Below are 26,721 nucleotides of genomic sequence, written 5' to 3'. Positions count from 1 at the left end.
CCTTTAGGACAAAAAATTACTAACGCACGGAGAGAACATGGGACGCGTTGCATTGGTCACCGGAGGCTCGCGCGGTATTGGCGCGGCGATTTCGAAAGCACTCAAAGAGGCCGGTTACACCGTTGCCGCCACCTACGCGGGCAATGACGAAAAAGCTGCCGCCTTCACCGAAGAGACCGGCATCAAGACCTACAAGTGGAACGTTGGCAGCTACGAAGACTCCAAAGCGGGTCTGGCCAAAGTCGAAGAAGAACTGGGCCCCATCGAGGTTGTTGTCGCGAACGCGGGCATCACCCGTGACGCGCCTTTCCACAAGATGACCCCCGAACAGTGGCAAGAAGTCATCGACACCAACCTGACCGGCGTGTTCAACACCGTTCACCCCCTGTGGAATGGCATGCGTGACCGTGGCTTTGGCCGCGTTGTGGTCATCAGCTCGATCAACGGCCAGAAGGGCCAGTTCGGTCAGGTGAACTACGCTGCGACCAAAGCGGGCGATCTGGGCATCATCAAGTCGCTGGCCCAAGAAGGCGCGGCCAAGGGCATCACCGCCAACGCGATCTGCCCCGGCTACATCGCAACCGAAATGGTTCTGGCTGTCCCCGAGAAAGTTCGCGAGAAAATCATCTCGGGCATTCCCGCAGGCCGTCTGGGCGAGCCCGAAGAAATCGCGCGCTGCGTGGTCTTCCTCGCGTCGGACGATGCGTCTTTCATCAACGGCTCGACCATCTCGGCGAACGGCGCACAGTTCTTCGTCTAATTGGGCGGGATGTGGCAAACGTCAGTACGTTTGCCATACGCAAACCATATCAAAACCAGACGTGGTTTTGGCATGAAACAGGGGCCGGTCCGCGCGATCGGCCCCTATATTTTTGCAAACTGAGTTAGAGCGGCGCAAGTTCAGACGCGGCTTTTCGTGCCGCACCTTCAGGGAGCGATGAAGACATAGGGCCTACAGGCCGCAGCTTACGCCGCTCTGTAAACCGGCCCCGCAAAAGCGAGGCCGGCGTCACGATTTGGAAGAGTGGTGTGCAAAAGAAATGCGGTAAATCGTGCGCGCCATATCGGCAGTGTTCATAGATTGAGAGGGGTGCATGTATCGTCCCCTAGAGATGTACTGACCACTGTCGCGCACGTCTCCGGGTCTGGCCGGAGGGTCCGCCATGAATGGGCGTTTACCACGCGCCCATCCAAACTTTATTCAAGTAAACCGGTGCCTTACTCCCGATCCACGTCGATAATCCTTAGTGGGTCGACAGACGTTCGATTTGCTCTTTCAGAGCGAGCTTCTTCTTCTTCAGCTCAGATACGCGGAGCATGTCCGCACTCGGAGATCGGACTTCGTATTCCACCTCCTGCGACAGCGCTTGATGTTTACGACGCAGTTCCTGAACGTGTGAAGTCAAGTTCATTGAGAAAAACTCCTCTCTGCTGATGTAACAGATTTATTGCACCACAGATTCGGTCTTTTGTCACGCTGCAACGCAACAAAGGTAAACCCACGGCGTATTTTTGCGCATCTTTCGAAAATCAATAAGAGATATTAACGCAAAGGCATGGGATGTCCGTTCATCAGAACGTCCACAGCCCATGTCTGATAGTCGTTTGCATCTCTCAAGTGTACTGGACCCTCGTGCAGGATCAATGGCGCATGAAGAATCAAAGGCGCACGTCCATCTTTGCGTGCACGCAGAATCACCAAATGCGAATCTTTTCCGTCACGTGGTGCCAGGGGTTGCACCTCGATCGAGCCAAGGCATGCAGAAAGCGGGCCCAACATATCAGCGAGTCGGTCCGCACGCTGGATAAAGGTTGCATAACCTTTTGGCGCTAGCCTCTTTGCTGCAACCTCGATCCACGTCTGCATCAGCGTCGCCTCACCCAGAGCCGTCTCGCGCCCGACATTTTTCGCAGGTTGCCGCGAACCGATAGAATAGTAGGGCGGATTGGCCATGACGTGATCAAACTGTTCTTGCCGCAAATCAGCGGGCAGTTTCGCCAGATCGGCTTCAAAAATCCGCATTGCGGCACCAGCCGCAGTGGCATTCTGTCGCGCTAGGTCTGCATAACCTTGTTGGAGTTCCACTCCGGTCAAGTTCAGTCCTGAAACTCTGGCATTCAAACAAAGGCTGGCGACGCCAACACCGCACCCCAATTCCAGCACCTTTTGCCCCGGAACGGCCTGCACCGCCGAGGCGAGCAAAACAGCATCGACGCCAGAGCGGAAGCCATTTTTCGGCTGTAGCGCCATGACCCGGCCGCCCAAAAAGGCATCGCGCGTTACCATTTCTTCAGACTTCGATGTCATTGTCTCGTAAAACTGCTTTAGCAATGAACAGATCTTTACGCTTCACAAAGAGACGTTGAGGAACAATTCCTAACCCCGCTTCGGTCATGCTCATGTTTACGTCGAGTGTGTAGCAGTCTATATCCTCGCCAGACAGAAGGGCTTGGGCGAACGCGATGATCGTCGGGTCGTTGGTGCGGATCAGCTCTTCCATGAATAACAATTAATGGGTCGCATGACGCTTTGTCGAGACTGCGCGATGGGGATTGTATGAGCCTGGACGATACGACCGAAAAACCGCACGAGGCGCTCTCGCGTCATCTGTCAGATGGTATGACCGCCGTGGACGCGCTGATCCGCGAACGGATGGTCTCGGATAGCGCGCCGCGCATTGCCGATCTGACGGCCCACCTGATTGGCGCTGGTGGCAAGCGTTTGCGCCCCTTGATGACATTGGCAGCGGCGGAACTCTGCGGCTACGAAGGGCCCTATGCGGTTCATCTCGCGGCCACTGTCGAATTCATTCACACCGCCACCCTGCTGCACGACGATGTTGTCGACGAAAGCGAACAGCGCCGCGGACGCCCCACGGCGAACTTGCTCTGGGACAACAAATCCAGCATTTTGGTGGGCGACTACCTGTTTGCCCGCAGCTTCCAACTGATGGTCGATACGGGGCGCCTGCGCGTTCTGGCGATTCTGGCGAATGCCTCTGCCACCATCTCCGAAGGCGAGGTCCTACAGCTGACCGCGGCCAAGGACCTGCGCACTGGCGAAGACACCTACCTAAAGATTGTCCGTGGCAAGACAGCAGCGCTTTTCTCGGCCGCAACCCAAGTGGGCGGCGTCATCGCTGACGCCCCAGAGGCGCACGAGCAAGCGCTCTTTGACTATGGCGATGCGCTGGGGATTGCCTTCCAGATTGTGGACGACCTGCTGGACTACGGCGGCAACAGCGATACCACGGGCAAGAACATTGGCGACGACTTCCGCGAGCAAAAGCTGACCCTGCCCGTGATCAAAGCCGTAGCTGCGGCCGACGAGGCAGAGCGCTCCTTCTGGAGCCGCACGATTGAGGATGGCGATCAGAAAGACGGCGATCTGGACGAAGCTCTGCGTCTGCTAGCCAAACATGGCGCGATGGAAGCCACCCGTCAGGACGCGCTCGCATGGGCGGAAAAAGCAAAAACTGCACTTGCCACTCTGCCCGACCAACCCGTTCGGAAAATGCTGATCGATTTGGCGGATTACGTGGTCGAACGCATCCGCTGATCGCCCCCTTATTTGAAAGACCCCAGCGCCCCGTGGTCCACCCACCACGCGGGCGCTTTTTCTTTCAGTCTCTGTGCAGCCATGGACGCAGCCTCCGCTGATCCAAACAGTCCGAAACACGTTGCGCCAGAGCCGGACATCCGCGACAGCAAAGCACCTTCTTCTGCAATCGCGCGTAGCACATCCGAGATCACTGGTGCGATCTCCCGCGCTGGTATCTCCAGATCGTTGCGTTGCGTCGCAGCCCAGTCAGCAAAGGCCGCAGCAGACAATCCGGACGGAATCGGCGCCATCGGCGCGTTGTCTTTGCGGATCAGCCCACGGAACACCGCTGGGGTCGGCACCTCGATACCCGGATTCACGAGTACCATCCACAGAGGCGGCAATGGGGGAACATCGGTCAGAACCTCTCCGACACCCGACATGAGGGTTGGCACGGCGCGCAGACACACCGGAACATCGGCACCCAGAGACAGGCCGTTGTCCGCAGGCAAATCTGTAGCGTGCAGTTGTGACAAAGCCCTCAGGGTTGCTGCCGCATCAGAGGAGCCACCACCAATACCCGCCGCAGCGGGAAGGTGCTTTTCCAGATGAACCCGCGCGCCTGCTCCGCCAAGAGATGCAGCTGCCTTGAGAACCAAATTCTCCGGACCGGTTGGAACACCCGCAGCACGAGGCCCCGTAACGGTCAGCGACAGCATTTTGGCGTTTGAAACCGTGATCCGATCCCCAACCCCGACAAAAACCACGAGTGATTCAAGAAGATGGTATCCATCTTCTCTTTGGCCGGTCACATGAAGGGTCAGGTTTACTTTGGCGGGGGCAAATGCCTCAATCGCCATTCGCCACCTCAATCGGGGCCGCGCCTTCGTCCGCGAGAACCTGATCCAAACCGACCTCTAATTTGCGTCGGATGCGCTCTGCATCTGCTTCCTCTGGGTCAAAGGACAAGGCGCGGTGCCACTGAAAACGGGCCTCAATCTTGCGGCCCACGGCCCAATACCCGTCGCCAAGATGATCATTCACAATGGGGTCCACCGGCATCAATTCAGCGGCGCGCTCCAGTTGCGCCGCAGCCTCCTCGTAGCGGCCAAGTCGGAACAAAACCCATCCAAGGCTGTCTACAATGTGCCCGCTATTGGGCGACGTCGCGACGGCTTGTTCGATCATTCCAAGCGCTTCGTCCAGCTTGATGTCCTTTTCCACCAGCGAATACCCTAGGTAGTTCAAGACCTGCGGCTGGCCGGGGCTGAGTTCCAGAGCCTTGCGGAAATCCGATTCGGCGCTGTCCCATTCCCCCAGTCGTTCATAGGCAATGCCCCGTGTGTAATAGGCAAACCAACGCGCGTCCTCGGGATTTTCATAAAGCGAGATCGCCTTGTCATAAGCGGCAACAGCTTCTTTGTACTGTTCTTCGGCGCGGTAGAAATCGCCCAAGGTCAGATGAACGATTGGTAGATCGCTATGGGTCTTTGCCAGGGATTGCAGCACTTCAATTGCAGCGTCCCCCTTGCCATCACTGCGGAGTGCATCCGCGCGTCCCAGCTCGGCAGCATGAAACGCCGGGTCATCCTTGGGCAGCAGGCGGTAGGTCGCCTCTGCCAGATCGTAGCGCCCCATCACGTCCAACAAGTCCGCCGACAAGAGTGTCGCATCCACGTGTTCGGGGCGCAGGTACTGCGCAACGCGGGCATAGAGCAGTGTGTAATCGGGGCCAGCCTCGCCTTCGAGCGCGCTCGCAACCGCAAAATAGACCTCAGCCATACCGTCTGTAGCGTTGCGCACATGGGTAAACGGCAGCCGCTCCCCTGCGGCCATTTGCTCTTTCATCTGGCGCAACGCGGGGTCCAGCTCGGGCCCGAACGTGGAGTCGATCAGCTGGATTGCATCGTCATTCCGGTCAAGTTGACTGAGCACTTCGATGCTCGCCATCGCCCCGCGGCGGGTAATCTGCATCCGGCCCGAGGTTTCACCCGAGAAAATGGCGTTTGCGCCCTCGAGGTCCCCCACCAGCGCCAATGCCAGCGCTTTGTGGTACATGCCAAAGCTGTTCAGCCCGTCTTCTTGCGCAACAGCGTCAAAGGCCTCTAGCGCAGCGCTCATCTCGCCCTTGCCGACCAAGGCCCAAGCGCGACTCAATCCGTCGACCAGTGGCCCAACGCCGCGCTCTTCGTCGATCATGGTGATGATCGTATCCCAATCGCCCGTTTTGGCGGCATGAGCGAGCAACGCCATATGCGCCAACTGGCTGCCGACCCCTAGGTCAACCATGTCTTGGGCGACAGGCGCAACGATATCCAATTCACCCAGCGCGATATTCGCACCGACGAGGCCCTGCATGATCTGCGGGTTTTCCTTGTCCATCACCAACGCTTCGGCAAAGCGGTTCGCCGCTTCAGAGAAGTTGCGGTCTGTTTCCGCCACGCGGCCGGCCAGATAGGCGCCAGAGACCCCTTGGGCCAGTGCTGGCAATCCTGCGCAGGCAAAAGCTGCAGCCAATACGAACGGGCGGAGTGGTGACAAGGGCGCCTCCTGTTGTCTTGATTGGCGCCAAGCCTACGGGTGCATGCAGGCTGTTGCAATAAAGGGCGACCAAATGGCCGCCCCTTTTTGATCACAACACTGCAATCGACATCACATGTTGGGGTAGTTCGGCCCGTCGCCGCCCTGAGGCGTGGTCCAGTTGATGTTCTGGCTGGGGTCCTTGATGTCGCAGGTTTTGCAGTGCACGCAGTTCTGGAAGTTCACGACAAAGCGGGTGTCCTTGCCCTCTTCTTCGACGAATTCATAGACGCCTGCGGGGCAATACCGCGCCGAGGGGCCAGCGTATTCGGGCAGGTTCACGTTCACTGGGATGCTGGGGTCTTTCAGCTGCAGGTGCGCAGGCTGGCTTTCCTCGTGGTTGGTGAAGCTGAAGCTAACGTTGGTCAGACGGTCGAACGACAAAACACCATCAGGACGCGTGTAGTCGATGGGCTTGTGATCCGCCGCTTTGCCGGTCGCTGCCGCGTCGGTTTTGCCGTGGCGCAGAGTACCTAGGAAAGACTTGCCGAACTTTTCATTCATATGCATGTCCAAGCCACCCAGAGCGAGGCTCGCGGTCAGGCCAAACTTGGACCACAGCGGTTTGACATTGCGCACCTTCTTCAGGTCCTGACCGATCGCACCTTCGCGCAGCTCGGCCTCATACCCGGTCAACTCGTCCGACTGACGGCCCGCTTTGATCGCGTCAAACGCTGCTTCGGCAGCCGCTTTGCCAGAGAGCATCGCGTTGTGGTTACCCTTGATGCGGGGCACGTTCACCAGACCGGCCGAACAGCCCAGCAGGGCACCACCGGGGAAGGTCACTTTGGGGATCGACTGGTAGCCGCCTTCGGAGATCGCACGGGCGCCATAGGCCACGCGCTTGCCACCTTTCAGCAGTTCAGCAACCATCGGATGGTGCTTGAAGCGCTGGAATTCCATGTAGGGGAACAGGTGCGGGTTTTCGTAGTTCAGGTGCACCACGAAGCCGACATACACTTGGTTATTGTCGAGATGGTAGATGAACGACCCGCCGCCCGCGTTCGCACCCAGAGGCCAACCCATGGTGTGGGTCACAGTGCCTTCGCGGTGCTTCTCGGGGTCGATTTCCCAGATTTCCTTCATGCCGATGCCGAACTTCTGCGGGCAATGGCCCTTGGACAGGTCGTATTTCGCCATGACTTCCTTGGACAGCGAACCGCGCACGCCCTCGGACAGGAACACGTATTTGCCATGCAGCTCCATGCCGGGCTCGTAGCCAGGGCCTTGGGTGCCGTCGGCGTTCTTGCCGAATTCGCCGGCGACCACGCCTTTGACTTCGCCATTCTCGCCATAGACCAGTTCGGAACAGGCCATGCCGGGGAAAATCTCGACACCCAATTCTTCGGCTTGCTCAGCCATCCAGCGGCAGACATTCGCCATCGAGACGATGTAATTGCCGTGGTTGTTCATCAGTTTCGGCATGGGGAAGTTCGGCACACGGATTTTGCCAGCCTCACCCAGTACATAGAAGTTGTCTTCTTTGACGGGCACATTGATCGGCGCGCCCTTTTCTTTCCAGTCGGGGATCAGGGCATCCAGACCGCAGGGGTCCAGCACCGCACCAGACAGGATGTGGGCGCCCACTTCGGAGCCCTTTTCCAGAACGACGACGTTCATATCGGCGTCCAGCTGCTTGAGACGGATCGCCGCCGACAGACCGGCAGGTCCGGCCCCAACGATGACGACGTCATATTCCATGGCTTCGCGCACAATCTCGGTCATGCTGCTGGCTCCTCTGTCTCGTTCGCGCAATAATATTTCAAACTTGGCGCAGTGTTACGCAGGATCAGCCCTGCCGGTCAATCGCGACACGACGTTAAAATGGCTGAATGCGGCATTGCGGCACAAGCCCTGCTAAAGCACAAACACCCAAAGCACAGCCTATTTCTTGCCCCCCGAGTATAGGCAGAGCAAATAGGCACCCGAGACACAGCATTCCTATCAAAATGTAGGCCCGCTATCATGTTGCGCGCAGAAACGCCGGCCCTTTTGCGCCGGAATCGCAGGAATCCCACCTTGTATTCATATGGCTCTTGAAATTACCGCCCGCCTCAGTTCAGGTAGCGTAACCCTAAAAACCGGCCATCCCTGACAGGGGCAAGGCCGATAACGGATTCTGAGGCCATGGAAAAAGTACCTATGACCCGCGCGGGCGCAACCGCGCTCGAGAGCGAATTGAAGCACCTGAAGTCGGTGGAACGCCCCGCGATCATCAAAGCGATCGCCGAAGCGCGTGAACACGGCGACCTGTCGGAAAACGCCGAATACCACTCAGCGCGCGAGAAGCAGTCGTTCATCGAGGGCCGCATCAAGGAACTCGAAGGCATCATTTCGCTGGCAGATGTCATCGATCCGGCCAAGCTATCGGGCTCGATCAAGTTCGGCGCGACCGTGACCGTCGTTGACGAGGATACCGATGCCGAGAAAACTTGGCAGATCGTTGGCGAATACGAAGCCGACATCGAAAAGGGTCTACTGAACATCAAATCGCCCATCGCCCGCGCCCTGATCGGCAAAGAAGAGGGTGACAGCGTCGAGGTTCGCACCCCCGGTGGCGAAAAGTCCTACGAAGTCCTGAAGATTTCCTACGTCTAAGGACACGACTATGTCCAACAGCACGCAGGGCAGCACACCGCCGGGTCTTTACGACCGCAGCGATGTAGAGCCCAAATTCGACGTCAGCCCCGGTGAGTGGATCGCCGTGGCGCTGACGATTGTGTGGCTCGCCCTGTGCGCACTCTTTTTCTTTGGGATCGAAACGGAAAACGACGGCGACAGCCTGCGCATTGTGATCGAAGTGCTGGCCGTCTTCATGCCAATCGGCATGATGTGGGTCGGCGCAACCGCGGCCCGTTCCGCGCGCATCATGCGCCAAGAGGCGGCGCGCCTGCAGATTGCCATCGATGGTATTCGTCAGACCTATATGTCCAGCCAGCAGCATGCCCCGCGCAACACAGGCGTAGACCCCGCCTTGATCAAGAAGCTCGAGGATCTGGTCGCCACCCAACAGCAAACCGAGAGCGCGTTGGCGATGTTCTCGTCCTCGCGCCGGATGGATGCGATCCGTGCCTTGCCTGCCACCCCGAGTGTCTCCGAGTCCGAAGATCAGCCTACCCTTGCGCTTGGCATTTCGGATCAGGACGATCGGCAGCCGCTGTCGAACACCGACTTCATCCGTGCCCTCCACTTCCCCGAGACCCCCGATGACAAAGAGGGCTTCGCCGCCCTGCGCCGTGGCCTCGCGGATCATCAGGCCTCGCAACTCATCCAAGCGGCCCAAGATATTCTGACCCTGCTCAGCCAAGACGGCATCTACATGGATGACCTACGCCCTGACCGCGCCCGACCCGAGTTGTGGCGTAAATTTGCGGCAGGAGAGAGAGGCGGCGCGGTTTCGACCCTCGGCGGCATTCGGGATCGGTCCTCGCTGGCGCTGACCGCAGGACGCATGCGTCAGGACCCAATCTTTCGTGATGCAGCCCACCACTTCCTGCGCCGGTTCGACAAGGTGTTCGCAAGCTTTGCGGACACAGCAAGCGACGAGGAAATCAACCTTTTCGCCGACACCCGCTCTGCCAGGGCTTTCATGCTTGTAGGCCGCGCAGCGGGCACATTCGACTAAATTGCAAGCCCGTCCCGCGCATTGGTGCGAGATCACAAGCAAGCATTGTGACGATCAACCCAACAAAACTTTATCATCGCGCCCAATTGCATCAGCGCGAATGATGGACTAGCGATTCTCAGGCAAAATAGCCGCAGGATCCCTCATGCAAGCCGTCTCTGACCGCAGCCAGTTCTTCCAAGGTATGAAAGCTGGCGCACCGTTCATTTTGGTGATTGTTCCCTTTGGCCTGCTGTTCGGTGTTGTTGCGACCGAAGCGGGCCTAAACGTGTTCGAGGCGCTGGCCTTCTCTGTTGTCGTGATCGCAGGAGCGGCCCAGTTCACGGCGCTCCAATTGCTGTCGGACAACCTGCCCGCCGCGATTGCGCTCATCTCTGCGCTGGCCGTGAACTTGCGGATGGCGATGTATTCCGCGTCGATCACGCCCCATTTGGGCCACATGCCCCTGTGGAAGCGCGCTTTTGCCGCCTATCTCTTGGTGGACCAGACCTACGCGACCTCTGTGCTAGAGTTCGAAAAGAACCCAAACCGGACACCATCACAGAAGTTTGCCTACTTTGTTGGCACCGCCAGTTCGGTCGTGCCCCTGTGGTACGCCTCGACTATTGCCGGTGCGCTGCTCGGCAATTCGATTCCCGACGGGCTTGCCTTGGATTTTGCCGTACCGATTACGTTCCTCGCGATCATTGCGCCCGCTCTGCGCTCGCTGGCACATATCGCGGCCGCATTTACGTCGATCGTACTGGCGCTCGTCTTCATGGGCCTGCCCTATAACCTCGGCCTTCTGATCGCCGCGATCACCGCAATGGCCGTCGGCGCAGAAGTCGAACGCCGCATGACCGCAAAGGCAGCATGATCATGGCCGACATCCCCACACTCAAACTCTGGATCGTGATCTTTGGCCTTGGCGCAGGCAGCTTTTTCCTGCGCTTTGTGTTTCTTGGCCTGATTGGAGACCGCGATCTCCCTGAATGGGTGCTGCGCCATCTGCGTTACACCGCCGTAGCCGTTCTACCCGGATTGGTCGCGCCCGCAATTCTGTTCCCCGCCGCAACAGGCGGAGCGCCGGACCCCGCACGTCTGGGTGCAGCATTCGTAACCGCAGCCTTAGGATACGTCACACGCAACGTCATCCTCGCCATCGTAGGCGGGGCGGTGGCGCTGTACTCATTGCTCTATATTTTGGGTTAATTGGCGGCTTTGGTCTCCTGACGGGCGTTGAACTCTGCCTCGGCGTTGAATGCCTTGAGCGCCAGATCCTTGTTATCCTCATCGGTTTCAAAGATCAGGCGCTCTTTGACACCAGGAATATCCTCAAAATCGCGCATGAGCGTTTTGGGGAACCACGTCACACCCACATTCTCGAACGGTGGCAAGTCCTGCAGCACCGTGCTGACCGCACGGGTGCAGTTCGCTTTTTGCACCGCACCGAAATTCAGAGCGCGATTGTAGATGGTCTGCGCGACCTCGGGGGTCACGACAACCTCTTGCGCAACGACGCGGAAGGTCACACGCGAATGGTACCGCTCGTAGAAATCGCGAATCCGCTCTGTGATGCCAAAGAAGACATCGTTGCGTTCGGGCGTTTCGGCAAAGTGGTAACTGCCTGCGGGATCAAACAGGATCCGCTCGCTGGCATTGATCATCAGCCCCGAGTGCGCGCCGGCATCCGTATCATTGCTGATCATCGTATAAAGGGTAATCGCGGGCGGACCGTCATGTCGGTACCGCCAGCGGTTCACTTCGTTATCGGGGGCCCAAATCGGTTCTGCGGCACAACCAGCCAATACTGCTGGTGCACCCAGCAGGAAAAAACGACGTTTCATAAAACCCCCGGTGGGAAACTTAGGCGCCGGTCAGGGCCAAGAAGATCAGGAACAGGATGATGAGGATCACCGCGTTCTTGGTGAACTTGATGAACCCATCAAAGGTGTTCTGCTGGTCGGTGATGTCCATGCTGCCGTGCTTGTGTTCAGCCATCTCGGGCGTCCTTTCCTGTTCGTCGCTGCCGCGTTTATTCGATTTTAGCGGCCCTGTCACCACTTCGTCGAAGGGGTGTGTTGCCGCAGAGTTTTAGCCAGCCTTGCGCCAAAGCCAAGCGCCATCCGCCCCCAAATCGCGTGTAATAAGACCTTGGTGGTGCAAATGGTTCAAGTGAGCAACGGCTTCGACCAAGGCAAGCCCGTATTCCCCTGCCCCAATCTTGCGCCGGAACAAGACGGGAAAGCAGTCTGTCGCCTTTTTCGGTTCGTCCAGCCAGTCGACCAGACGAGGCAGCGCGTTGTGGTGATTCTCTAGAAGTTGGCGCATGCGGGTCGGCAAACCGGTGAATGGCAGCTTGTGCCCCGCCAGTACCAAATGGTCCTCTCGGGCCATCGCACCCAACCGCTCGCAAGCCTCAATCCAGTCCGCGAGCGGGTCGGCCTCTGGCTCTGTCGCATAGACGCCTACATTGGGGCTGATTGAGCTGATGATCTGATCGCCAGAAATCACCAGATGGTCGTCGTTGGACCAGAATGTCAGATGTTCGGGCGCGTGACCGCCGCCGGTGTGAACGGTCCAGTCGCGCCCGCCCATGCGGATCGTGTCGTCCTGCCGAAGGCGGGTGTACCCCAGCGGCATTGGATGAACGGTATCGCAGAAGTTAAAGGGACGTTCATTCCGGCGCTGCTCCAGAATAGCGTCGTCCATGCCAGCGCGCTGCCAATGGGTGACGGCTTCTTCTGTCGGCCGCTCTTGTTCGTCCAGTTGCAGCATCCGCGCCATCAGCCAGCCTGTGCGCGCCATCAAGAGCTCGGCACCATTGGCTTGGAACCACCCTGCCAGACCGATGTGATCCGGGTGGTGATGGGTTCCGATCACGCGCTGCACGGGCAGGCCCTGTAATGGGCCAGCCATGACCTTGTCCCAGATTGCACGGGTGCGGCGGCTGTTCATGCCGGTGTCGATGATGGTCCAGCCGCCCGCGTCCCGCAGGGCGTAGACGTTCACATGGTCCAATGCCATAGGCAGCGGAAGGCGGATCCAGAGGACGCCTTCTGCAATTTCAACAGCCTCGCCTTCGGCGGGTGGGTCGGGGAATGGATAACGGATGCCTGTCTTTGCGCTCATGCCACGAGGTCATCGTGGGTGATCGCATAAAGGTCAACCGCCCCCTGACGCGCATGAGTCAGCAGACCAGTATGTTCGGGCAGCAAACGATCAATGTAGAACTTGGCCAGACGACTGCGGGTGCCCTCGCCCCCTTCGGCCAGCGCGGCCTTCAGGTGGTAGTAGCCCCCCAGAACGCGGGCAAAGCCCATCAGGTAGGGCACAGCTCCCGCGAAACGGTCCTGCAAGTCGCTCTGAGAAACCAGCCATTCGGTCGCCTCGCGCAGAGTCTCCGTCGCTTGCCAGACGGGCTCGGCCAATTCGGGCAGAGTCGCGCGGGTCTTTTCTGCATCAGCCTCAATCTCGTCCAGCAGGGCATACGCCGCCTCGCCGCCATCCATCAGTTTCCGCGCGACAAGGTCCATGGCCTGAATGCCGTTGGTCCCTTCGTAAATCGCGGTCACGCGGACGTCGCGGTAGTATTGCGCCGCGCCAGTTTCCTCGACAAAGCCCATGCCGCCGAAAATCTGCACACCGGTTTCGGACACGCGCATGCCCGTCTCGGTGCCGAATGCCTTGGCAATAGGGGTCAGGAAAGCTGCGCGGGCCTTCCACGCCGCATCACCGGTCGCGTTGCCCATATCGATCGCCGCCGCACAGGCCAGCGCAATACAGCGCGCCGCAAAGATATCGCACTTCGATTCGGCCAGCATCCGGCGCACATCGGCATGGTCGATGATGGTGCCCGGTCCCTCGACCGGAGTGCGGCCCTGTTTGCGTTCCATCGCATACGCCAGCGCGTGCTGATAGGCACCTTCGGCCGACGAAACACCCTGAACCCCGACGCCAAGACGCGCGTTGTTCATCATGGTGAACATGGCCGCCATGCCGCCGCCCTCGGGGCCGACCAGCCAGCCTTTGGCACCGGAATATTCCATCACGCAGGTCGGGCTACCGTGCAGGCCCATCTTGCCCTCGATGCTGACGACACGCAGGTCATTGCGCTCACCCGGGTTGCCGTCCGCGTCGGGCAGGAATTTGGGCACCATGAACAGACTGATGCCTTTGGTCCCCTTAGGCGCGTCGGGCAGGCGGGCCAGAACCAGATGACAGATGTTTTCCGCGAAATCTGCGTCGCCCCAGCTGATCCAGATCTTCTGACCGGTGATTGAGAACGTGCCGTCACCATTCGGCTCTGCCTTGGTCGCCAGCGCGCCTACATCCGAGCCGGCCTGCGGTTCGGACAGGTTCATCGTGCCGGTCCATTCACCGCTGGTCAACTTGGGCAGGTAGAGTTCCTTGATGGCGTCCGAGGCATGATGCTCCAGCGCCTCAATCTGCCCCATGGACAGCAGCGGCACCAGTTGAAGTGACAGACAGGCTGCGCCCATCATATCGTTCACCGCGCTCGCCACGGTCATGGGCAGCCCCATGCCACCGGACTCGGGACGCGCTGCGATGCCAACCCAGCCGCCTTCGGCAATGGCTTGGTACGCCTCGCCATAGCCGGGGGCCGCGCGCATGACGCCATTCTCAAGAACCGTGTGATGCTCGTCGCCCGAACGGTTCACGGGGGCCAGCTTTTCGTCGCTCAGCTTGGCAGCTTCGGCCAGAATAGCGGTCACCACATCGTGCGAAGCATCCTCGAAAAGAGGCGTGCTGGTGACGTCGCCGAGACCGACGATCTTGTCAAAAATAAAGCTGAATTCGTTTATCGGCGCGCGATAGGGCATGGCGTGCTCCTCTCAAGCGGGCTTGGCCTTGGGCTTCGGCCCCGTTATGGGTCTGATTAACGGGAACCCTATCCGTTGCCTTCTTTGCTTCAACTGAAACGCGGCGTCACAGAAACTATGGTCGTAGAAAATACCCTGATTTTACCGGACACCGACGCAGGCGTGCACCACGCTAGCGAGCTTTTGCGCAGTGGCCAGTTGGTCGCGCTGCCCACCGAAACGGTCTACGGGTTGGCCGGTGACGCGCGAAACGATGCCGCCGTCGCCGCAATCTACGAGGCCAAAGGGCGCCCCAGTTTCAACCCGCTAATCGTACACTTGCCGAGTATCGAGGCTGCGCACCGCTATGTCGTCTGGAACGAGATGGCAGAGGCGCTGGCCCACGCCTTCTGGCCTGGCCCGATGACTTTGGTGCTGCCCTTAAAAGAGGGACACGGGTTGTCACCGCTGGTCACCGCGGGATTGGACACCGTGGCGATCCGCCTACCCGCCCATGACTTGGCGCGCAAAGTGCTGACCGTGAGCGAATGCCCCCTCGCCGCGCCCTCGGCCAATCCGTCAGGAAAAATCAGCCCCACAACGGCCGGCCACGTCATGGCAGGTTTGAACGGGCGCATTGCTGCAATTCTGGATGGCGGCCCCTGCCCCGTCGGCGTCGAGTCCACGATCATCGGCGTATATGACGGCACCCCGCGCCTGCTGCGTCCGGGCGGGCTGTCGATGGAAGATGCCGAGGGCGCTCTTGGCCAGCCCTTGGCTGGCGCAGGCGCAGGCATCACAGCCCCCGGTCAGCTGGTCTCTCATTACGCGCCCGGTGCCAAAGTCCGCCTGAACGCCACAACCCGCGAGGGCGACGAACTGCTGTTGGGTTTCGGAGAGATGGACTGCGATCTGAACCTGTCAGAGACTGCGGACGTGACCGAAGCGGCCACCAACCTTTTCCCTGCGCTCCATACACTTGATGCGCTCGCACCCCACGGCATAGCGGTCGCACCGATTCCGAATCACGGACTGGGTTTGGCCATCAACGACCGCTTGAATCGCGCGGCTGCCCCTCGCGATTAAGCGCGGCCTTGGCTCGCGGACAGGTTCAGCGCGTCGATGCCCATAGAGTGCAACGCGCTCATCCATTTATCGGTGTCGCTTGTCCCGAATACGAGTTCCAACTCGGCATCACAGACGAGCCAGCCGTTCTCTTGCAGCTCTTCTTCCAGCTGGTTTGGTCCCCAGCCCGCATAGCCCAACGCCATAAGCGCGCTCGACGGCCCTTCGCCGCGAGCCAACTCTTGCAAGATGTCCACTGTGGCCGTCATCCCAAAGCGGGAATCGACCTGCAACGTAGCTGTGTCCGACTGGTAATCGCTTGAATGTAGGACAAAACCGCGGCCATGCTCGACCGGTCCACCGTAATGCACGATGATATTGCGGGTCGACGGCCCTTGCGGGATATCCAACTGCTCGAGCAGGTCGCCGAGGACCACATCGTCAGTCGGTTTATTAACGATCAAGCCCATCGCGCCTTCGTCAGAGTGGGCGCACAAATAAACGACGCTCCGCTCAAAGCGGGGGTCGCCCATTTCTGGCATCGCGATCAGAAGTTTGCCGGTCAGGTCTGTGGTGTTGCTGCTCATACCGAACAGCATGTGCTGCAATTCTGTCACTGGCAAGGCGTTGTAACACACTCTCTCGCTGCAATGTGACTTGGAAAAACCAAGGACACATCGCATTTGTAAGAGATGAAACACAGCCGCGCCCTTTCTCTGACCCTCGCTTTGTGTGCTGCCGCGCCCGCCATGGCCGGTAGCTATGATGACACGATTCACCACCAGATCCTGTCTGGGTGGAAGGAATCTGATGGCTCGCACATTGCGGCGCTGGATGTGGCCTTGGCGCCGGGCTGGAAAACCTACTGGCGCGCGCCGGGCGAGGCCGGAATCCCCCCCTATTTCGACTGGAGTGGGTCCGAGAACCTGAAGTCCGTCGGCTTCATCTGGCCTGCGCCAGAGGTGTTCGAGAGCAGTGGTTACAAGACGATTGGCTACAAAGACGGGCTCGTGCTGCCCATGCGCCTCGTCCCCCAAGACCCGGGCAAACCGATCATTCTACGCGGCCAAGTGGACATGGGTGTCTGCGAGGAAATCTGCATGCCGGTCACGCTGCCTTTTTCAGCAGACCTGCCTCTGCAAGGTCACCGTGATCCCAAAATCGCTGCGGCCATGGCCTCTCGGCCGTTTAGTCGGACCGAAGCAGGCGTGCGCGACGTCGACTGTGATCTGGAGCATACCAGCGCTGGATTGACCCTGAACGCAACATTGGCCATGCCGCCCTCGGGGACGCGCGAAAGCTCTGTGGTCGAGGTAAACAATCCGCGCATCTGGGTCGATCCGGCTGAAACGCACCGCGCGGGGAACACCCTGCATATCTCTGCTGACCTAAGCTCGATATCCGGCGGCACCATGATGATCGACCGTTCGGCGATCACCTTTACCGTTCTTGGCAGCGACTACGCGGTCGAAGTGCACGGCTGCGATTAAGCCGCGCGGCGGCCCATCATTGATGCCGTCAGTCCAAACCCGATCAGGGACAGCATCATCGTTCCGACCGCGAAAACCAAAAACGCGCCACCCATGCTTTGAACCATCGGCAGCACAGCTGCTACCTGCGGCAGCGCAGCGCCGGTGACAGCCACCCAACCGATCGTCAAAGCCCCCCACAGGAAAATCGCCAGAGCCGTTAACTGTGTGCCCCGCTGCACGACTGGCGCACGAGAAGCTTTGCTCGCAGTGCGTGCTGCCCCCATCAGACGACCGATATCAGTCTGGATCGCAATCAGTGCTGGCACGACCAACAGCACAAGGAACATTCCGAAGCCAAGCCCGTAGGCCAACGTGATCACCGTAGGCTTCAGGAACTGCGCATCGGCTGAGGTCTCGTAAAGCAACGGCGCAAGTCCAAGAACCGTGGTAAGCGTGGTGAGCAGGACTGGCCTGAACCGGTCGGTGGCCCCGTCGATGATCGAAGGAATGATCCCACGCTCCTTGGCGTATTCATCGATTGTGGTCACCAGAACGATCGAGTCGTTAATCACGATCCCCGTCATCCCAAGAAGGCCGACAACAGTGAACATCGACAGCGGCACATCCCAGATGAAGTGCCCCCAGATCGCCCCAACAAGACCAAAGGGAATCACGCTCATCACCACCAAGGGGCGCGACCAGCTTGCAAAGACCCAAGCGAGAATCAGGTAAATCGTCAGCAGAACCAAAATCAGCCCCGTCCGTGCATCGGACAAGAATTCGTCTTCTTGCTCTGACAGGCCAGCGATTCGGAACTCCACCTGATACTCAGACGCGATTTGCGGCAGGATATCTTGCTCCATGATGCTCTGGATTTCGGCAGCACGGGCGGGGTCATCCTCGGAAATATCGCCTGTGATCGAAATGAGTCGAATCCCGTTCTCGCGGCGGACTGTCGAAAATCCTTCGCGGCGGGTGACAGAAACGATGTCCGACAAGGGCACATATTCGCCCTGCGCCGTCCGCATCATCATCCGATCCAGAAAATCAGCAGCCGTTTCACCTTCGGGCAATTCCACGCGAATGGTCGCGCTACGCGGCCCCAAGGGGTAGCTTGCCGCCTCAATCCCGTTCAGACGGTTGCGGATCACAGTCCCAAGGCTGTCGATATCAAACCCAAGCGCCTGCCCTTGGGCAGTCAGTTCCAGCACCAATTCTTGCTTGTCGTAAGCCAGATTATCCTCGACCGCTGAGACTTCGGGGAACTGGATCAACGCATCCTTCAGCGCCTCGGACGCGGCCTTCAGGGTTTCGGCCGTGGCACCGTAGAACTGGACGTCCAGCGCATCGCCCCCCGGCCCAGAGCGGAATCCGCGGAAGCTCACAATCTCGGCCAGAGGGTGCTGGTTGACCTCTTCTTGCAGCTCGGCCACGAATTCAAAACTGGAATAGGGGCGGGCGTCAGCATCCACGAGTTCAATCGCAATAGAGCCGAGCAGATCGCTGTCCTTGTCACCACTGCCAGAGATCGGTCGGCCCGTATTGCCCCCGATTTCGGCAACCGCATAAGTTACAGGGTTCACCCCGAACTCGTCTTCATATCGGCTCGCGACTGCTTCGGTGGCACGCTGCAATTCGCGCATCATCTCAATGCTATCGCTGCGATCCGCACCGTTGATCATGACAAAGTTGCCCGACACGCTCGACCGCTCTGGCGCGTTAAAGAATCGCCATGTCACCTGACCAGAGATAAACAGCGCCGCCTGCGACGCCAGGAGCAGGATCGCCAAAGCCAAGACCGGATACCGCAAGGTTACCACTGCTTGCATTACCCTGCGAAAGACCACATCGCGCACCCAGCGAAACCCTTTGTTCACTTGACGCGAGGGCCAGTCGTACCAGTGGTTTTGGGCCGTATGCGCCAGCGCATGGGACAGGTGGTTGGGCAGAATCAGGAAGCATTCCACGATCGAAGCGATCAGCACCACAATCACCGTAAACGGGATGTCTGCGATCAACTCGCCAAACCGACCGCCAATCGTGACCAGTCCAAAAAACGCCGTGACGGTCGTAATTGTCGCCGCAAACACCGGCAAAATCATCCGCCGTGCCGCGTTTTCTGCTGCTGCCACGGCGTCCTCTCCCAGCCTCCGGGCACGGAAATCCGCGTGCTCACCAACCACGATGGCGTCATCCACCACGATGCCCAATGTGATGATCAGCGCAAAGAGAGAGATCATGTTGATCGTGATCCCAAAGGCATACATCAGCGCGATCCCGGCCAGCATCGCCACCGGAATGCCCGCCGCGACCCACAACGCAATGCGCGCGTTCAGGAACAGGAACAGCAACAGAACAACCAAGCCCAAACCCATGAGCCCATTCTCTTGGAGAATGTTCAGGCGTCCCGTGATCGCTTCGGCCCGCGTGCGGATCAGATCAATTGTCGTGCCCTCGGGCAAGGTGGCCTGCATCTGCGCCGCCACCTCTTCGACGCTGCGCTGGATGCCGATGGCGTCGCCCGTAGGCGATCGGTCCACACGGATTGTGATCGCCGGATCAGAGCCTACGAAATAGGTGCGCGCTCGGTCGACGCCTTCGACCCGTATGTCAGCCACATCGCCGACGGTCAGCGACGTTCCATCCTGATTGGATTTGAGCACGATCGCGGCGATCTGGTCTGCGCCCCGTTTTTCAACCCCAGTGCGAACCCGTGCGTTCGCCGAATCCACGTCGCCCGCGGGGTTCGCGCTGACCTCTGCTGCGATGGCAGAGGCGATTTCGGCCATGCTCAGGTCATGGGCAATCAGCTGATAAGACGGCACCTCGATCAAGGTTTGCGGGGCAGCGACGCCTCGGATCGTTGTGCGGGTGACACCTGAATCGAACAGTCGGACCACGAATTCATCGGCAAAGCGTGCCAACTGATCCACCCCAATCGGACCGGTGATTACCACATCGGTCACGCGATCTCGCCAACCGCCGCGCACCACTTGCGGGTCCTCCGCGTCTTCGGGCAGGTCGTTCACTTGGTCGAGTGCGGACTGCACCTCGTCTACAGCACGGTCGATGTCGTAATCCGGTTCGAATTCGAGCGTGATCGTCGCCCCGCCCTCGCGGCTGGACGATGACGCGTCGGTCACTCCTTCGACCGCGAGTAAAACTGGCTCCAAAAGCTGGACGATGGCGCCATCCACATCCTCGGCCCCAGCGCCGTCCCACGTGATCGAGACATCCAGGTCATCGACCACCACATCAGGAAAGAATTGCGCCCGCATCTGCGGGATTGCGAGCAAACCAGAGGCCAGCAGGATCACCAAGAGCAGGTTCGCCGCCGTCCCGTGACGGGTGAAATACGATAGGATACCGCGCCCTGCCCCCTGCATTTGTTAGCTCCCCATCCGGCTTTCCAGCCGATCGACAGTTTCCTTAGATACGGTTTTTTCCTGTAATTCCGCTTTTATCCGTTCCTTGGCTGCGGCAGGCATTCGCGTGTTCGCATCGACATAGGCCACAAGCGCGGCTCGGCGTTCCTCGGACAGTTCAATCATTTCGGGCGGAGCTTCGGGCTGCCCCAGAGCGCGGACCTTGATGCCTGTCCCTAGTAAAGGCGTCCGTTCTGCCACCACGCGCTGACCCGCCAGTCCATCGCCGCGGACCAGCACGGTATCGCCCTGCCGGCGGAGCAAGGTTACGGGCAGCGCGGTCAGACGGTCATCCTCGTTCATCACCAGCACGGTCGGCAACGAGTCCACCGAGGTCGCAGGCAAGCGCACCACATTCTCAAGCGCGGGTTCCATCGTCTCGACCCGCACAAAATCACCCGGTTTCAAACCACGAGGATCGTCGATACGGGCAAAAAGTTGTCGACCACTTTGCCCTTCGGCCACAGCGGCACTTGCGCGTGTCAGGGTCGCCGGGCGCTCGATATTTCCGCCAGCCACATCCAGTACGACGTTGGCTGGCGCGGGCCGCAGCGCGCCTGTGTCATCCAGCAGACGCGCGAACTGTTCCGTTGAAACGCGAAAACTGACCTCCAACAGCATCGGGTCCACCACGGTCGCCATAGCTTCGTTCTGGGAAACAAGACCGCCCTCGACCACATTAACCGCCGACAATGCGCCATCAAATCCGGCGCGGATCACAGTGTCATTCAAGTCGCGCTCGGCCTCATCCCGCGCTATTTGAGCCCTGGACAGAGCGGTTTTGGCCAGATCTATTCGCGCCTCGGCATTCGCCAATGCCTGACGGGATGACAAAACGTTCGCGCTGGCCTGCGCGACCGCCAGTTCCGCCGTCTCAACCGCGGACGCGCTACCGACCCCGCGATTTTGCAAGTCGAGCTGGCGTTGCAGCGCCTTTTCCTGCAGATCCGCCTGTCCCTTTGTCGCTGTCAGATCATCCTTGGCCAGCAGTAGTGCGCGGTCGGCGTCACGGACCTCTGCCTCTGCGTCCAGCAAATCGGCTTCGGCACTGCGCAGGGCCGCCTCAGCCTCGGCCGGATCAATACGCGCCAAAACCTCTCCCGCTTTTACCAAGCCACCTTCGACAAAATTCTCTGCAACTTCGACCACGGTACCTGCAGCAGACGCGCGGATTTCCAACGTGCGGCGGCTTTGAACCTGACCAAAAGCCTGCAAAACGGGCTGGATCGTATCGGGCTGCGCCTCGACGATATTCACGGCAAAAACGCGTTCTTGGGCAGGGCGGCCGCGCGGAGAATCCGCCAATTTTTCTTGAACCGCGTCACGCACCAAGGCACCAGCCCAGACCAACAAGGCAGCCGTAAACGCTGCCAGAAAGAGTCCCGTCATAGCCTGACGCAAAAAGCGCATGGCACGTCCCCGCTCACAAAATGGTGTCTGCGAAAAGAATAGGTGCAGCAGGGCATATGCCAAGCCACAACACTGTTACGAAGCGAGACCGTCTTTCCGTCGGGGCAAAAAGTCAAACGCAGAGTTGGGCTAACATCTGCTGCATTTGGGGGATCACGTCGAACCGTGCCACTTGGTCGCGGGTCAGAAAGCCGAAGCCAGCGCCCTCGCCCAATGAAATCTCTGACGGGTCAATGAGCCGCGTACAGCGGTGGATAAACAGCGCGCCATCCGCCCGCTTGGTCGCGGGCAGCACTGCCCACGGCATCAACTCATGCGCAGCGAGGGAAATGCCGGTTTCTTCGCGGAATTCGCGACGCGCGGCGGTCAGCAGGTCTTCGCCTTCTTCGACCGCGCCGCCAAACATGCTCCACCGACCTGCGCCCGCCACATGGGGCATGTCATCGCGCAACTGCATCAGCACGCGGCCCTGCACGTCAAAGGCCGCTACAACAGCAGCACGCCATCCGATCACTTCGGGGACACTACCAACTTTGACAAATCCGGTCATTTGCGGCGCTTGTGCTCTTCGAGACGGGGCATGATTCCAACGAAGTTACAGGGGCGATGACGGTAATCAAGTTGCCATTTCAGGATTTCATCCCATGCATCCTTGCAGGCCCCGGGACTGCCCGGCAGGGCGAACATGTAGGTGCCATTAGCCACACCGCCGGTCGCACGGCTTTGTACGGCCGAGGTCCCGATTTTTTGCATCGAGATCATGGTGAACACGGTGCCAAAAGCGTCGATCTCTTTCTCATAGACATCGCGGTGCGCCTCGACAGTGACATCGCGCCCCGTCAACCCCGTTCCGCCGGTTGAGATGACGACGTCGATCACGGGGGTTTCGCTCCACATCCGTAGCCGCGAGGCGATTTCGTCGCGCTCGTCGCGTACAATCATGCGATCGACCACCACGTGCCCCGCCTCTTGGATCCGTTGGACCAGCACGTCACCGCTGCGGTCCTCGTCCACCGAGCGGCTGTCGCTGACGGTTAGAACGGCGATACGAACAGGAATGAATTCCATAGTCTCGTCGATTCGGCTCATGATTTGGCCCTTTCATTCAGGTGCGCGCGCAGGGTCAAAAGATCTGCCCATGCCTCACGCTTCGCGGCAGGGTTGCGCAGCAGGAAAGCGGGGTGAAACATCGGGAGCGCAGGCCGATCAAAAGCCTGCGTGAACTGACCGCGCAAACGGGTGATACCACGCTTTCCCAGCGCTGCCTGACACGAGATGTTTCCCATCAGCACAATCACATCCGGCGCTGCCAACTGCACATGACGCTGCACAAAGGGCATCATCATCGCGATTTCCTGCGTGTTCGGGTCGCGATTCTGGGGCGGGCGCCACGGCAGAACATTGGTGATATAGCATCCGTCCGCGCCATCCACCTGACGGTCCAGACCAATCGCAGCCAGCATCCGGTCCAAGAGTTGCCCCGCGCGCCCGACAAAGGGACGCCCTTCGCGGTCTTCGTCCCGACCTGGCGCTTCGCCTAGAATCATCACGCGGGCAGAGTGATGCCCGTCGCAAAAGACCAACTGTTTGGCCCCTCGCTTCAAGTGACACAGATCGAATCGTTCTATCGCGCTGCGCAAGGACACCAGATCGCGGCAGGCGTTCGCTGCTTCTTGTGCCTCGACCACAGGATCTTTTTCAGCGATCTTCGGGGGCGGCGCAGCCTTCTTTTGGGGCATCTGCACACCGGTGGGCGCTGCGGCTTCGGCGGCTTTCGCAGCCTCTTCTGCGGCTGCGAACCGGTCCACAGGGTCATCGCATACAGCATCGGTCACGCCAGCCTCAAGCTGCCATGCCAGCGCCGCTAATGCGGCATGAGAATCCCAGTGTTCTTCCATACCGCGCAAGCTAGGGGCGGTTTCGTGCGGCGTAAAGGGACCCTATGCCTTGCCGCAGGCCAAAGCCCTGCTATACCGTGCCCAACGACTACGGAGGTTCCATGAGTTTCGCGCACGCCCATCTGCTGGGGATCGAACAACTCAACCCGTTCGACATCACCACATTGCTTGATCTGGCCGAGGTCTACGTTGACCTGAACCGGCGCGACATCAAGCATTCGGACGCTTTGAACGGCCTGACCCAGATTAACATGTTCTTTGAAAACTCGACCCGCACGCAGGCCAGTTTCGAACTGGCGGGCAAGCGTTTGGGCGCCGACGTCATGAACATGGCGATGCAGGCCAGCTCGATCAAGAAGGGCGAGACCCTGATCGACACCGCGATGACCTTGAACGCGATGCACCCAGACTTGCTGGTTGTGCGGCACCCCCATTCTGGCGCGGTAGACCTGCTGGCGCAAAAGGTGAACTGCGCGGTCCTGAATGCGGGCGACGGCAAGCACGAGCACCCCACACAGGCACTGCTGGACGCACTGACCATTCGCCGCGCCAAGGGCTGCCGCCTCCAGCGCCTGAACATCGCGATCTGCGGAGACATCGCCCACAGCCGCGTGGCGCGTTCGAACATCCTGCTCTTGGGCAAGATGGAGAACCGTATCCGCCTGATCGGCCCGCCGACCCTGCTGCCCGCCCCCTTCAAGGAGTTCGGCGTGGAAGTCTACGACGACATGCGCGAAGGCCTGAAGGATGTGGATGTTGTCATGATGCTTCGTCTGCAAAAAGAGCGAATGGACGGCGGCTTTATCCCGTCCGAACGTGAATACTACCACCGCTATGGTTTGGACGCGGAAAAGCTGGCCTACGCCAAGCCCGACGCGATCGTCATGCACCCTGGCCCGATGAACCGCGGCGTCGAGATTGATGGCGAAATCGCCGACGACATCAACCGCAGCGTCATTCAAGAACAGGTCGAAATGGGTGTCGCCGTCCGTATGGCCGCGATGGACCTGTTGGCCCGCAACCTGCGCGCCCGCCGCACAGACGCAGGCGTGATGGCATGACCCAGACCCTGCACATCAAAGAGAACGAGGCCGGCGCAATCCGCGTCTTTGCCCTCTCGATGGATGCGTTCGAGGTCCAGCCCTACCTCGAAGTGAACACCAAGGTTTCTGAACTGCTCGGGATCGACCTGATCGACCCCCAGTATGTCGAGGTGTTCCCCATCAGCGATCTCGAAGGGCTCGGCCTAGTTGGCTACCTGATCGAGGGCCAAGGCATCGCCGAGGATGTGCTCGCCCCCGACCGCGCCCGCCTGAATGCGCTGGACGGGCATGTGATGATCCTGATGTCCGCTGCCTTTGCCGGCCGCGAGCACGATCTAACCCTTGATCCGCGTCTGACCCTGATTGGCGAATACCCCGAGGACGTCCCCCCTGTGGTCTTCGAAAGCCTGCCGCAGGAATCGTCCCAAGGTGTACTGACCGGCGTGGAATCTGACCCAGTCGCCCCGCGCAAGAAATTCCCGACCCTTCTCGCCATCTTTCTGATTGCGCTGCTGATCGCGCTAGCCCTTTGGCTGGCCGCCTGATCGCACGCCCTAAACGAACGGACCCAGCGGCATGACCACTCTGCTCACCAACGCCCGCCTGATCGACCCCGAAGCAGGCACCGAATACCGCGGCTGGCTGGCCTATGACGGCGGTCGCATCCTTGCCACTGGCAAAGAGGGCGCAGCCCCTGCCCCGCGTGTGGATCAGACCTATGACTGCGACGGCATGTGCGTCGCCCCCGGCATCGTCGATATCGGCGTCAAAGTCTGCGAACCCGGCGAGCGCCACAAGGAAAGCTTCAAAACCGCAGGCTTGGCCGCAGCGGCGGGCGGCGTGACCACCATCGCGACCCGCCCTGACACCAACCCCGTCATCGACACGCCCGAAACGCTGGAGTTCGTCACACGACGCGCCCGCGAAGTCACGCCCGTCCGCATGCACTCCATGGCCGCCCTGACCAAGGGCCTTCGCGGCGAGGAAATGACGGAAATCGGGTTCTTGCTGGACGCTGGCGCCGTTGCCTTCACCGACACCACGCGCGTGATCCAGAACACCAAAGTTCTGAGCCGCGCACTGACGTATGCCCGCAGCCTTGACGCGCTGGTCATCGGTCACCCCCAAGAGCCGGGCCTGTCCTCGGGCGCTTGCATCACGGGCGGCAAATTCGCCACGCTGCGCGGCTTGCCTTCGGTCAGCCCGATGGCCGAGCGCATGGGACTGGATCGCGACATCGCCCTTCTGGAAATGACCGGCGCGAAATACCATGCTGACCAGATCACGACTGCCCGCGCGCTGCCCGCGCTGGAACGCGCCAAGCGCAACGGTCTGGATATCACCGCAGGCATCTCGATCCACCACCTGACCTTGAACGTGCTGGACGTTGCCGACTACCGGACGTTCTTCAAAGTCACCCCGCCCCTACGCGATGAAGAGGATCGCCAAGCCGCGATCGAAGCCGTCGCCTCGGGACTGATCGACATCGTCTGCTCGATGCACACCCCGCAGGACGAAGAGAGCAAACGCCTGCCCTTCGAAGAAGCGGCAAGCGGTGCCGTCGGTCTGGAAACGCTGCTGCCCGCTGCGATGCGCCTGTATCACGCGGGCCAATTGGACCTGCCGACCCTGTTCCGAGCCATGTCACTGAACCCATCCAAACGCCTCGGCTTGCCCTCAGGCCGCCTGTCGCCGGACGCGCCTGCCGATCTGGTCGTCTTTGATCCCGATGCGCCTTTCGTGTTGGACCGTTGGCGCCTGAATTCCAAATCCAAGAACACCCCTTTCGACGGCGCCCGCATGGAAGGCCGTGTCCGCGCCACGATCGTCGGCGGCAATTTCGTCTACGGAGCGCTCTGA

At 59.8% G+C, this 26,721-nt stretch carries 27 protein-coding genes; 11 read left to right on the top strand and 16 right to left on the bottom strand.

The features are described 5' to 3' along the window. The first annotated feature begins 37 nt into the window (after nucleotides 1-37). Complete coding sequence (gene phbB, locus AB9K37_RS16810; protein WP_369840891.1) at nucleotides 38-760, top strand: acetoacetyl-CoA reductase; 723 nt, start codon at nucleotides 38-40, stop codon at nucleotides 758-760. 484 nt (nucleotides 761-1,244) lie between these two features. On the opposite strand, the gene AB9K37_RS16805 is transcribed toward phbB, so the two are convergent. The 3 genes from AB9K37_RS16805 to AB9K37_RS16795 form a co-directional block, all read right to left on the bottom strand. Continuing rightward, nucleotides 1,245-1,412, bottom strand: a complete 168-nt coding sequence (locus tag AB9K37_RS16805) for a YdcH family protein (RefSeq protein WP_293712644.1) — start codon at nucleotides 1,410-1,412, stop codon at nucleotides 1,245-1,247. A 131-nt stretch (nucleotides 1,413-1,543) separates the two neighbouring features. Next, nucleotides 1,544-2,308 carry a tRNA1(Val) (adenine(37)-N6)-methyltransferase gene (locus AB9K37_RS16800; protein ID WP_369840889.1) on the bottom strand — a complete coding sequence of 255 codons (765 nt, stop codon included), beginning with the start codon at nucleotides 2,306-2,308 and terminating at the stop codon, nucleotides 1,544-1,546. Beyond that, nucleotides 2,292-2,501 carry a DUF2007 domain-containing protein gene (locus tag AB9K37_RS16795; protein ID WP_369840887.1) on the bottom strand — a complete coding sequence of 70 codons (210 nt, stop codon included), beginning with the start codon at nucleotides 2,499-2,501 and terminating at the stop codon, nucleotides 2,292-2,294. The genes AB9K37_RS16800 and AB9K37_RS16795 overlap by 17 nt, the downstream gene beginning before the upstream one ends. Before the next feature lie 56 nt (nucleotides 2,502-2,557). Between AB9K37_RS16795 and AB9K37_RS16790 the strand changes: the two genes are divergently transcribed. After that, nucleotides 2,558-3,559: a polyprenyl synthetase family protein gene (locus tag AB9K37_RS16790; protein ID WP_369840885.1), complete on the top strand. Its 1,002-nt coding sequence runs from the start codon at nucleotides 2,558-2,560 to the stop codon at nucleotides 3,557-3,559. A gap of 8 nt (nucleotides 3,560-3,567) precedes the next feature. On the opposite strand, the gene AB9K37_RS16785 is transcribed toward AB9K37_RS16790, so the two are convergent. The 3 genes from AB9K37_RS16785 to AB9K37_RS16775 all read right to left on the bottom strand — a co-directional run bounded on the left by AB9K37_RS16785 (nucleotide 3,568) and on the right by AB9K37_RS16775 (nucleotide 7,846). Further along, the gene (locus AB9K37_RS16785) at nucleotides 3,568-4,401 is read right to left on the bottom strand and encodes a 4-(cytidine 5'-diphospho)-2-C-methyl-D-erythritol kinase (RefSeq protein WP_369840883.1); all 834 of its coding nucleotides are present in this window, start codon (nucleotides 4,399-4,401) and stop codon (nucleotides 3,568-3,570) included. Next, the gene (locus AB9K37_RS16780) at nucleotides 4,391-6,082 is read right to left on the bottom strand and encodes a tetratricopeptide repeat protein (RefSeq protein ID WP_369840881.1); all 1,692 of its coding nucleotides are present in this window, start codon (nucleotides 6,080-6,082) and stop codon (nucleotides 4,391-4,393) included. The genes AB9K37_RS16785 and AB9K37_RS16780 overlap by 11 nt, the downstream gene beginning before the upstream one ends. Nucleotides 6,083-6,193: 111 nt before the next feature. Further along, complete coding sequence (locus AB9K37_RS16775) at nucleotides 6,194-7,846, bottom strand: electron transfer flavoprotein-ubiquinone oxidoreductase (protein WP_369840879.1); 1,653 nt, start codon at nucleotides 7,844-7,846, stop codon at nucleotides 6,194-6,196. Between the two features lie 402 nt (nucleotides 7,847-8,248). Here AB9K37_RS16775 and greA point away from each other — a divergent pair, with 402 nt between their 5' ends. The 4 genes from greA (at nucleotide 8,249) to AB9K37_RS16755 (ending at nucleotide 10,937) form a co-directional block, all read left to right on the top strand. After that, nucleotides 8,249-8,719 (top strand): transcription elongation factor GreA, encoded by a 471-nt coding sequence (greA, locus tag AB9K37_RS16770; RefSeq protein ID WP_072707922.1) that lies wholly within the window; start codon nucleotides 8,249-8,251, stop codon nucleotides 8,717-8,719. Nucleotides 8,720-8,729: 10 nt separating this feature from the next. Then, nucleotides 8,730-9,746, top strand: coding sequence for a hypothetical protein (locus AB9K37_RS16765; RefSeq protein WP_369840877.1), 1,017 nt, complete (start codon nucleotides 8,730-8,732; stop codon nucleotides 9,744-9,746). A 145-nt stretch (nucleotides 9,747-9,891) separates the two neighbouring features. After that, nucleotides 9,892-10,602 carry an AzlC family ABC transporter permease gene (locus AB9K37_RS16760; protein ID WP_369840875.1) on the top strand — a complete coding sequence of 237 codons (711 nt, stop codon included), beginning with the start codon at nucleotides 9,892-9,894 and terminating at the stop codon, nucleotides 10,600-10,602. A 2-nt stretch (nucleotides 10,603-10,604) separates the two neighbouring features. Further along, nucleotides 10,605-10,937, top strand: a complete 333-nt coding sequence (locus AB9K37_RS16755) for an AzlD domain-containing protein (RefSeq protein ID WP_369840873.1) — start codon at nucleotides 10,605-10,607, stop codon at nucleotides 10,935-10,937. Here AB9K37_RS16755 and AB9K37_RS16750 read toward each other — a convergent pair. The 4 genes from AB9K37_RS16750 to AB9K37_RS16735 form a co-directional block, all read right to left on the bottom strand. After that, entirely contained in the window at nucleotides 10,934-11,572 is a 639-nt protein-coding gene (locus AB9K37_RS16750; RefSeq protein ID WP_369840871.1) for a hypothetical protein, read from the bottom strand. The genes AB9K37_RS16755 and AB9K37_RS16750 overlap by 4 nt on opposite strands. Before the next feature lie 19 nt (nucleotides 11,573-11,591). Beyond that, entirely contained in the window at nucleotides 11,592-11,726 is a 135-nt protein-coding gene (locus AB9K37_RS16745) for an aa3-type cytochrome c oxidase subunit IV (protein WP_369840869.1), read from the bottom strand. A gap of 93 nt (nucleotides 11,727-11,819) precedes the next feature. Then, nucleotides 11,820-12,857 (bottom strand): MBL fold metallo-hydrolase, encoded by a 1,038-nt coding sequence (locus AB9K37_RS16740; RefSeq protein ID WP_369840867.1) that lies wholly within the window; start codon nucleotides 12,855-12,857, stop codon nucleotides 11,820-11,822. Further along, entirely contained in the window at nucleotides 12,854-14,569 is a 1,716-nt protein-coding gene (locus AB9K37_RS16735) for an acyl-CoA dehydrogenase (protein ID WP_369840865.1), read from the bottom strand. Before AB9K37_RS16735 ends, AB9K37_RS16740 begins: the two co-directional genes overlap by 4 nt. Before the next feature lie 117 nt (nucleotides 14,570-14,686). On the opposite strand from AB9K37_RS16735, the gene AB9K37_RS16730 reads away from it, so the two are divergent. Next, nucleotides 14,687-15,634 (top strand): L-threonylcarbamoyladenylate synthase, encoded by a 948-nt coding sequence (locus AB9K37_RS16730; protein WP_369840863.1) that lies wholly within the window; start codon nucleotides 14,687-14,689, stop codon nucleotides 15,632-15,634. Here AB9K37_RS16730 and AB9K37_RS16725 read toward each other — a convergent pair. Further along, nucleotides 15,631-16,200 (bottom strand): YqgE/AlgH family protein, encoded by a 570-nt coding sequence (locus AB9K37_RS16725; protein WP_072708102.1) that lies wholly within the window; start codon nucleotides 16,198-16,200, stop codon nucleotides 15,631-15,633. The genes AB9K37_RS16730 and AB9K37_RS16725 overlap by 4 nt on opposite strands. A 105-nt stretch (nucleotides 16,201-16,305) precedes the next feature. On the opposite strand from AB9K37_RS16725, the gene AB9K37_RS16720 reads away from it, so the two are divergent. Next, a complete protein-coding gene (locus AB9K37_RS16720; RefSeq protein WP_369840861.1) occupies nucleotides 16,306-17,103 on the top strand; it encodes a protein-disulfide reductase DsbD domain-containing protein in 798 nt (265 codons plus the stop codon). On the opposite strand, the gene AB9K37_RS16715 is transcribed toward AB9K37_RS16720, so the two are convergent. The 5 genes from AB9K37_RS16715 to AB9K37_RS16695 form a co-directional block, all read right to left on the bottom strand. Beyond that, nucleotides 17,100-20,471, bottom strand: coding sequence for an efflux RND transporter permease subunit (locus AB9K37_RS16715; RefSeq protein ID WP_369840859.1), 3,372 nt, complete (start codon nucleotides 20,469-20,471; stop codon nucleotides 17,100-17,102). The two genes, AB9K37_RS16720 and AB9K37_RS16715, sit on opposite strands and share 4 nt — an antisense overlap. A gap of 3 nt (nucleotides 20,472-20,474) precedes the next feature. Next, nucleotides 20,475-21,920 carry an efflux RND transporter periplasmic adaptor subunit gene (locus tag AB9K37_RS16710; RefSeq protein WP_369840857.1) on the bottom strand — a complete coding sequence of 482 codons (1,446 nt, stop codon included), beginning with the start codon at nucleotides 21,918-21,920 and terminating at the stop codon, nucleotides 20,475-20,477. 112 nt (nucleotides 21,921-22,032) lie between these two features. Further along, complete coding sequence (locus tag AB9K37_RS16705) at nucleotides 22,033-22,470, bottom strand: NUDIX domain-containing protein (protein WP_369840855.1); 438 nt, start codon at nucleotides 22,468-22,470, stop codon at nucleotides 22,033-22,035. After that, nucleotides 22,467-23,009, bottom strand: a complete 543-nt coding sequence (moaB, locus tag AB9K37_RS16700; protein ID WP_369840853.1) for a molybdenum cofactor biosynthesis protein B — start codon at nucleotides 23,007-23,009, stop codon at nucleotides 22,467-22,469. The genes AB9K37_RS16705 and moaB overlap by 4 nt, the downstream gene beginning before the upstream one ends. Continuing rightward, nucleotides 23,006-23,818 (bottom strand): uracil-DNA glycosylase family protein, encoded by an 813-nt coding sequence (locus AB9K37_RS16695; RefSeq protein ID WP_369840851.1) that lies wholly within the window; start codon nucleotides 23,816-23,818, stop codon nucleotides 23,006-23,008. The genes moaB and AB9K37_RS16695 overlap by 4 nt, the downstream gene beginning before the upstream one ends. Nucleotides 23,819-23,919: 101 nt before the next feature. On the opposite strand from AB9K37_RS16695, the gene AB9K37_RS16690 reads away from it, so the two are divergent. Genes AB9K37_RS16690 through pyrC form a run of 3 tightly spaced genes read left to right on the top strand, consistent with a single transcriptional unit; the run spans nucleotide 23,920 to nucleotide 26,721 of the window. Next, entirely contained in the window at nucleotides 23,920-24,879 is a 960-nt protein-coding gene (locus AB9K37_RS16690; RefSeq protein ID WP_369840849.1) for an aspartate carbamoyltransferase catalytic subunit, read from the top strand. Beyond that, nucleotides 24,876-25,406 carry a hypothetical protein gene (locus AB9K37_RS16685; RefSeq protein WP_369840847.1) on the top strand — a complete coding sequence of 177 codons (531 nt, stop codon included), beginning with the start codon at nucleotides 24,876-24,878 and terminating at the stop codon, nucleotides 25,404-25,406. Before AB9K37_RS16690 ends, AB9K37_RS16685 begins: the two co-directional genes overlap by 4 nt. 31 nt (nucleotides 25,407-25,437) lie before the next feature. Then, entirely contained in the window at nucleotides 25,438-26,721 is a 1,284-nt protein-coding gene (pyrC, locus tag AB9K37_RS16680) for a dihydroorotase (RefSeq protein WP_369840845.1), read from the top strand.

This window comes from Donghicola sp. XS_ASV15, assembly GCF_041224595.1.
In the GTDB taxonomy this organism is placed as follows: Bacteria; Pseudomonadota; Alphaproteobacteria; order Rhodobacterales; family Rhodobacteraceae; genus Donghicola.
Note: the sequence above shows the minus strand (reverse complement) of the source record. Positions and strands in the feature narration are given on the sequence as shown.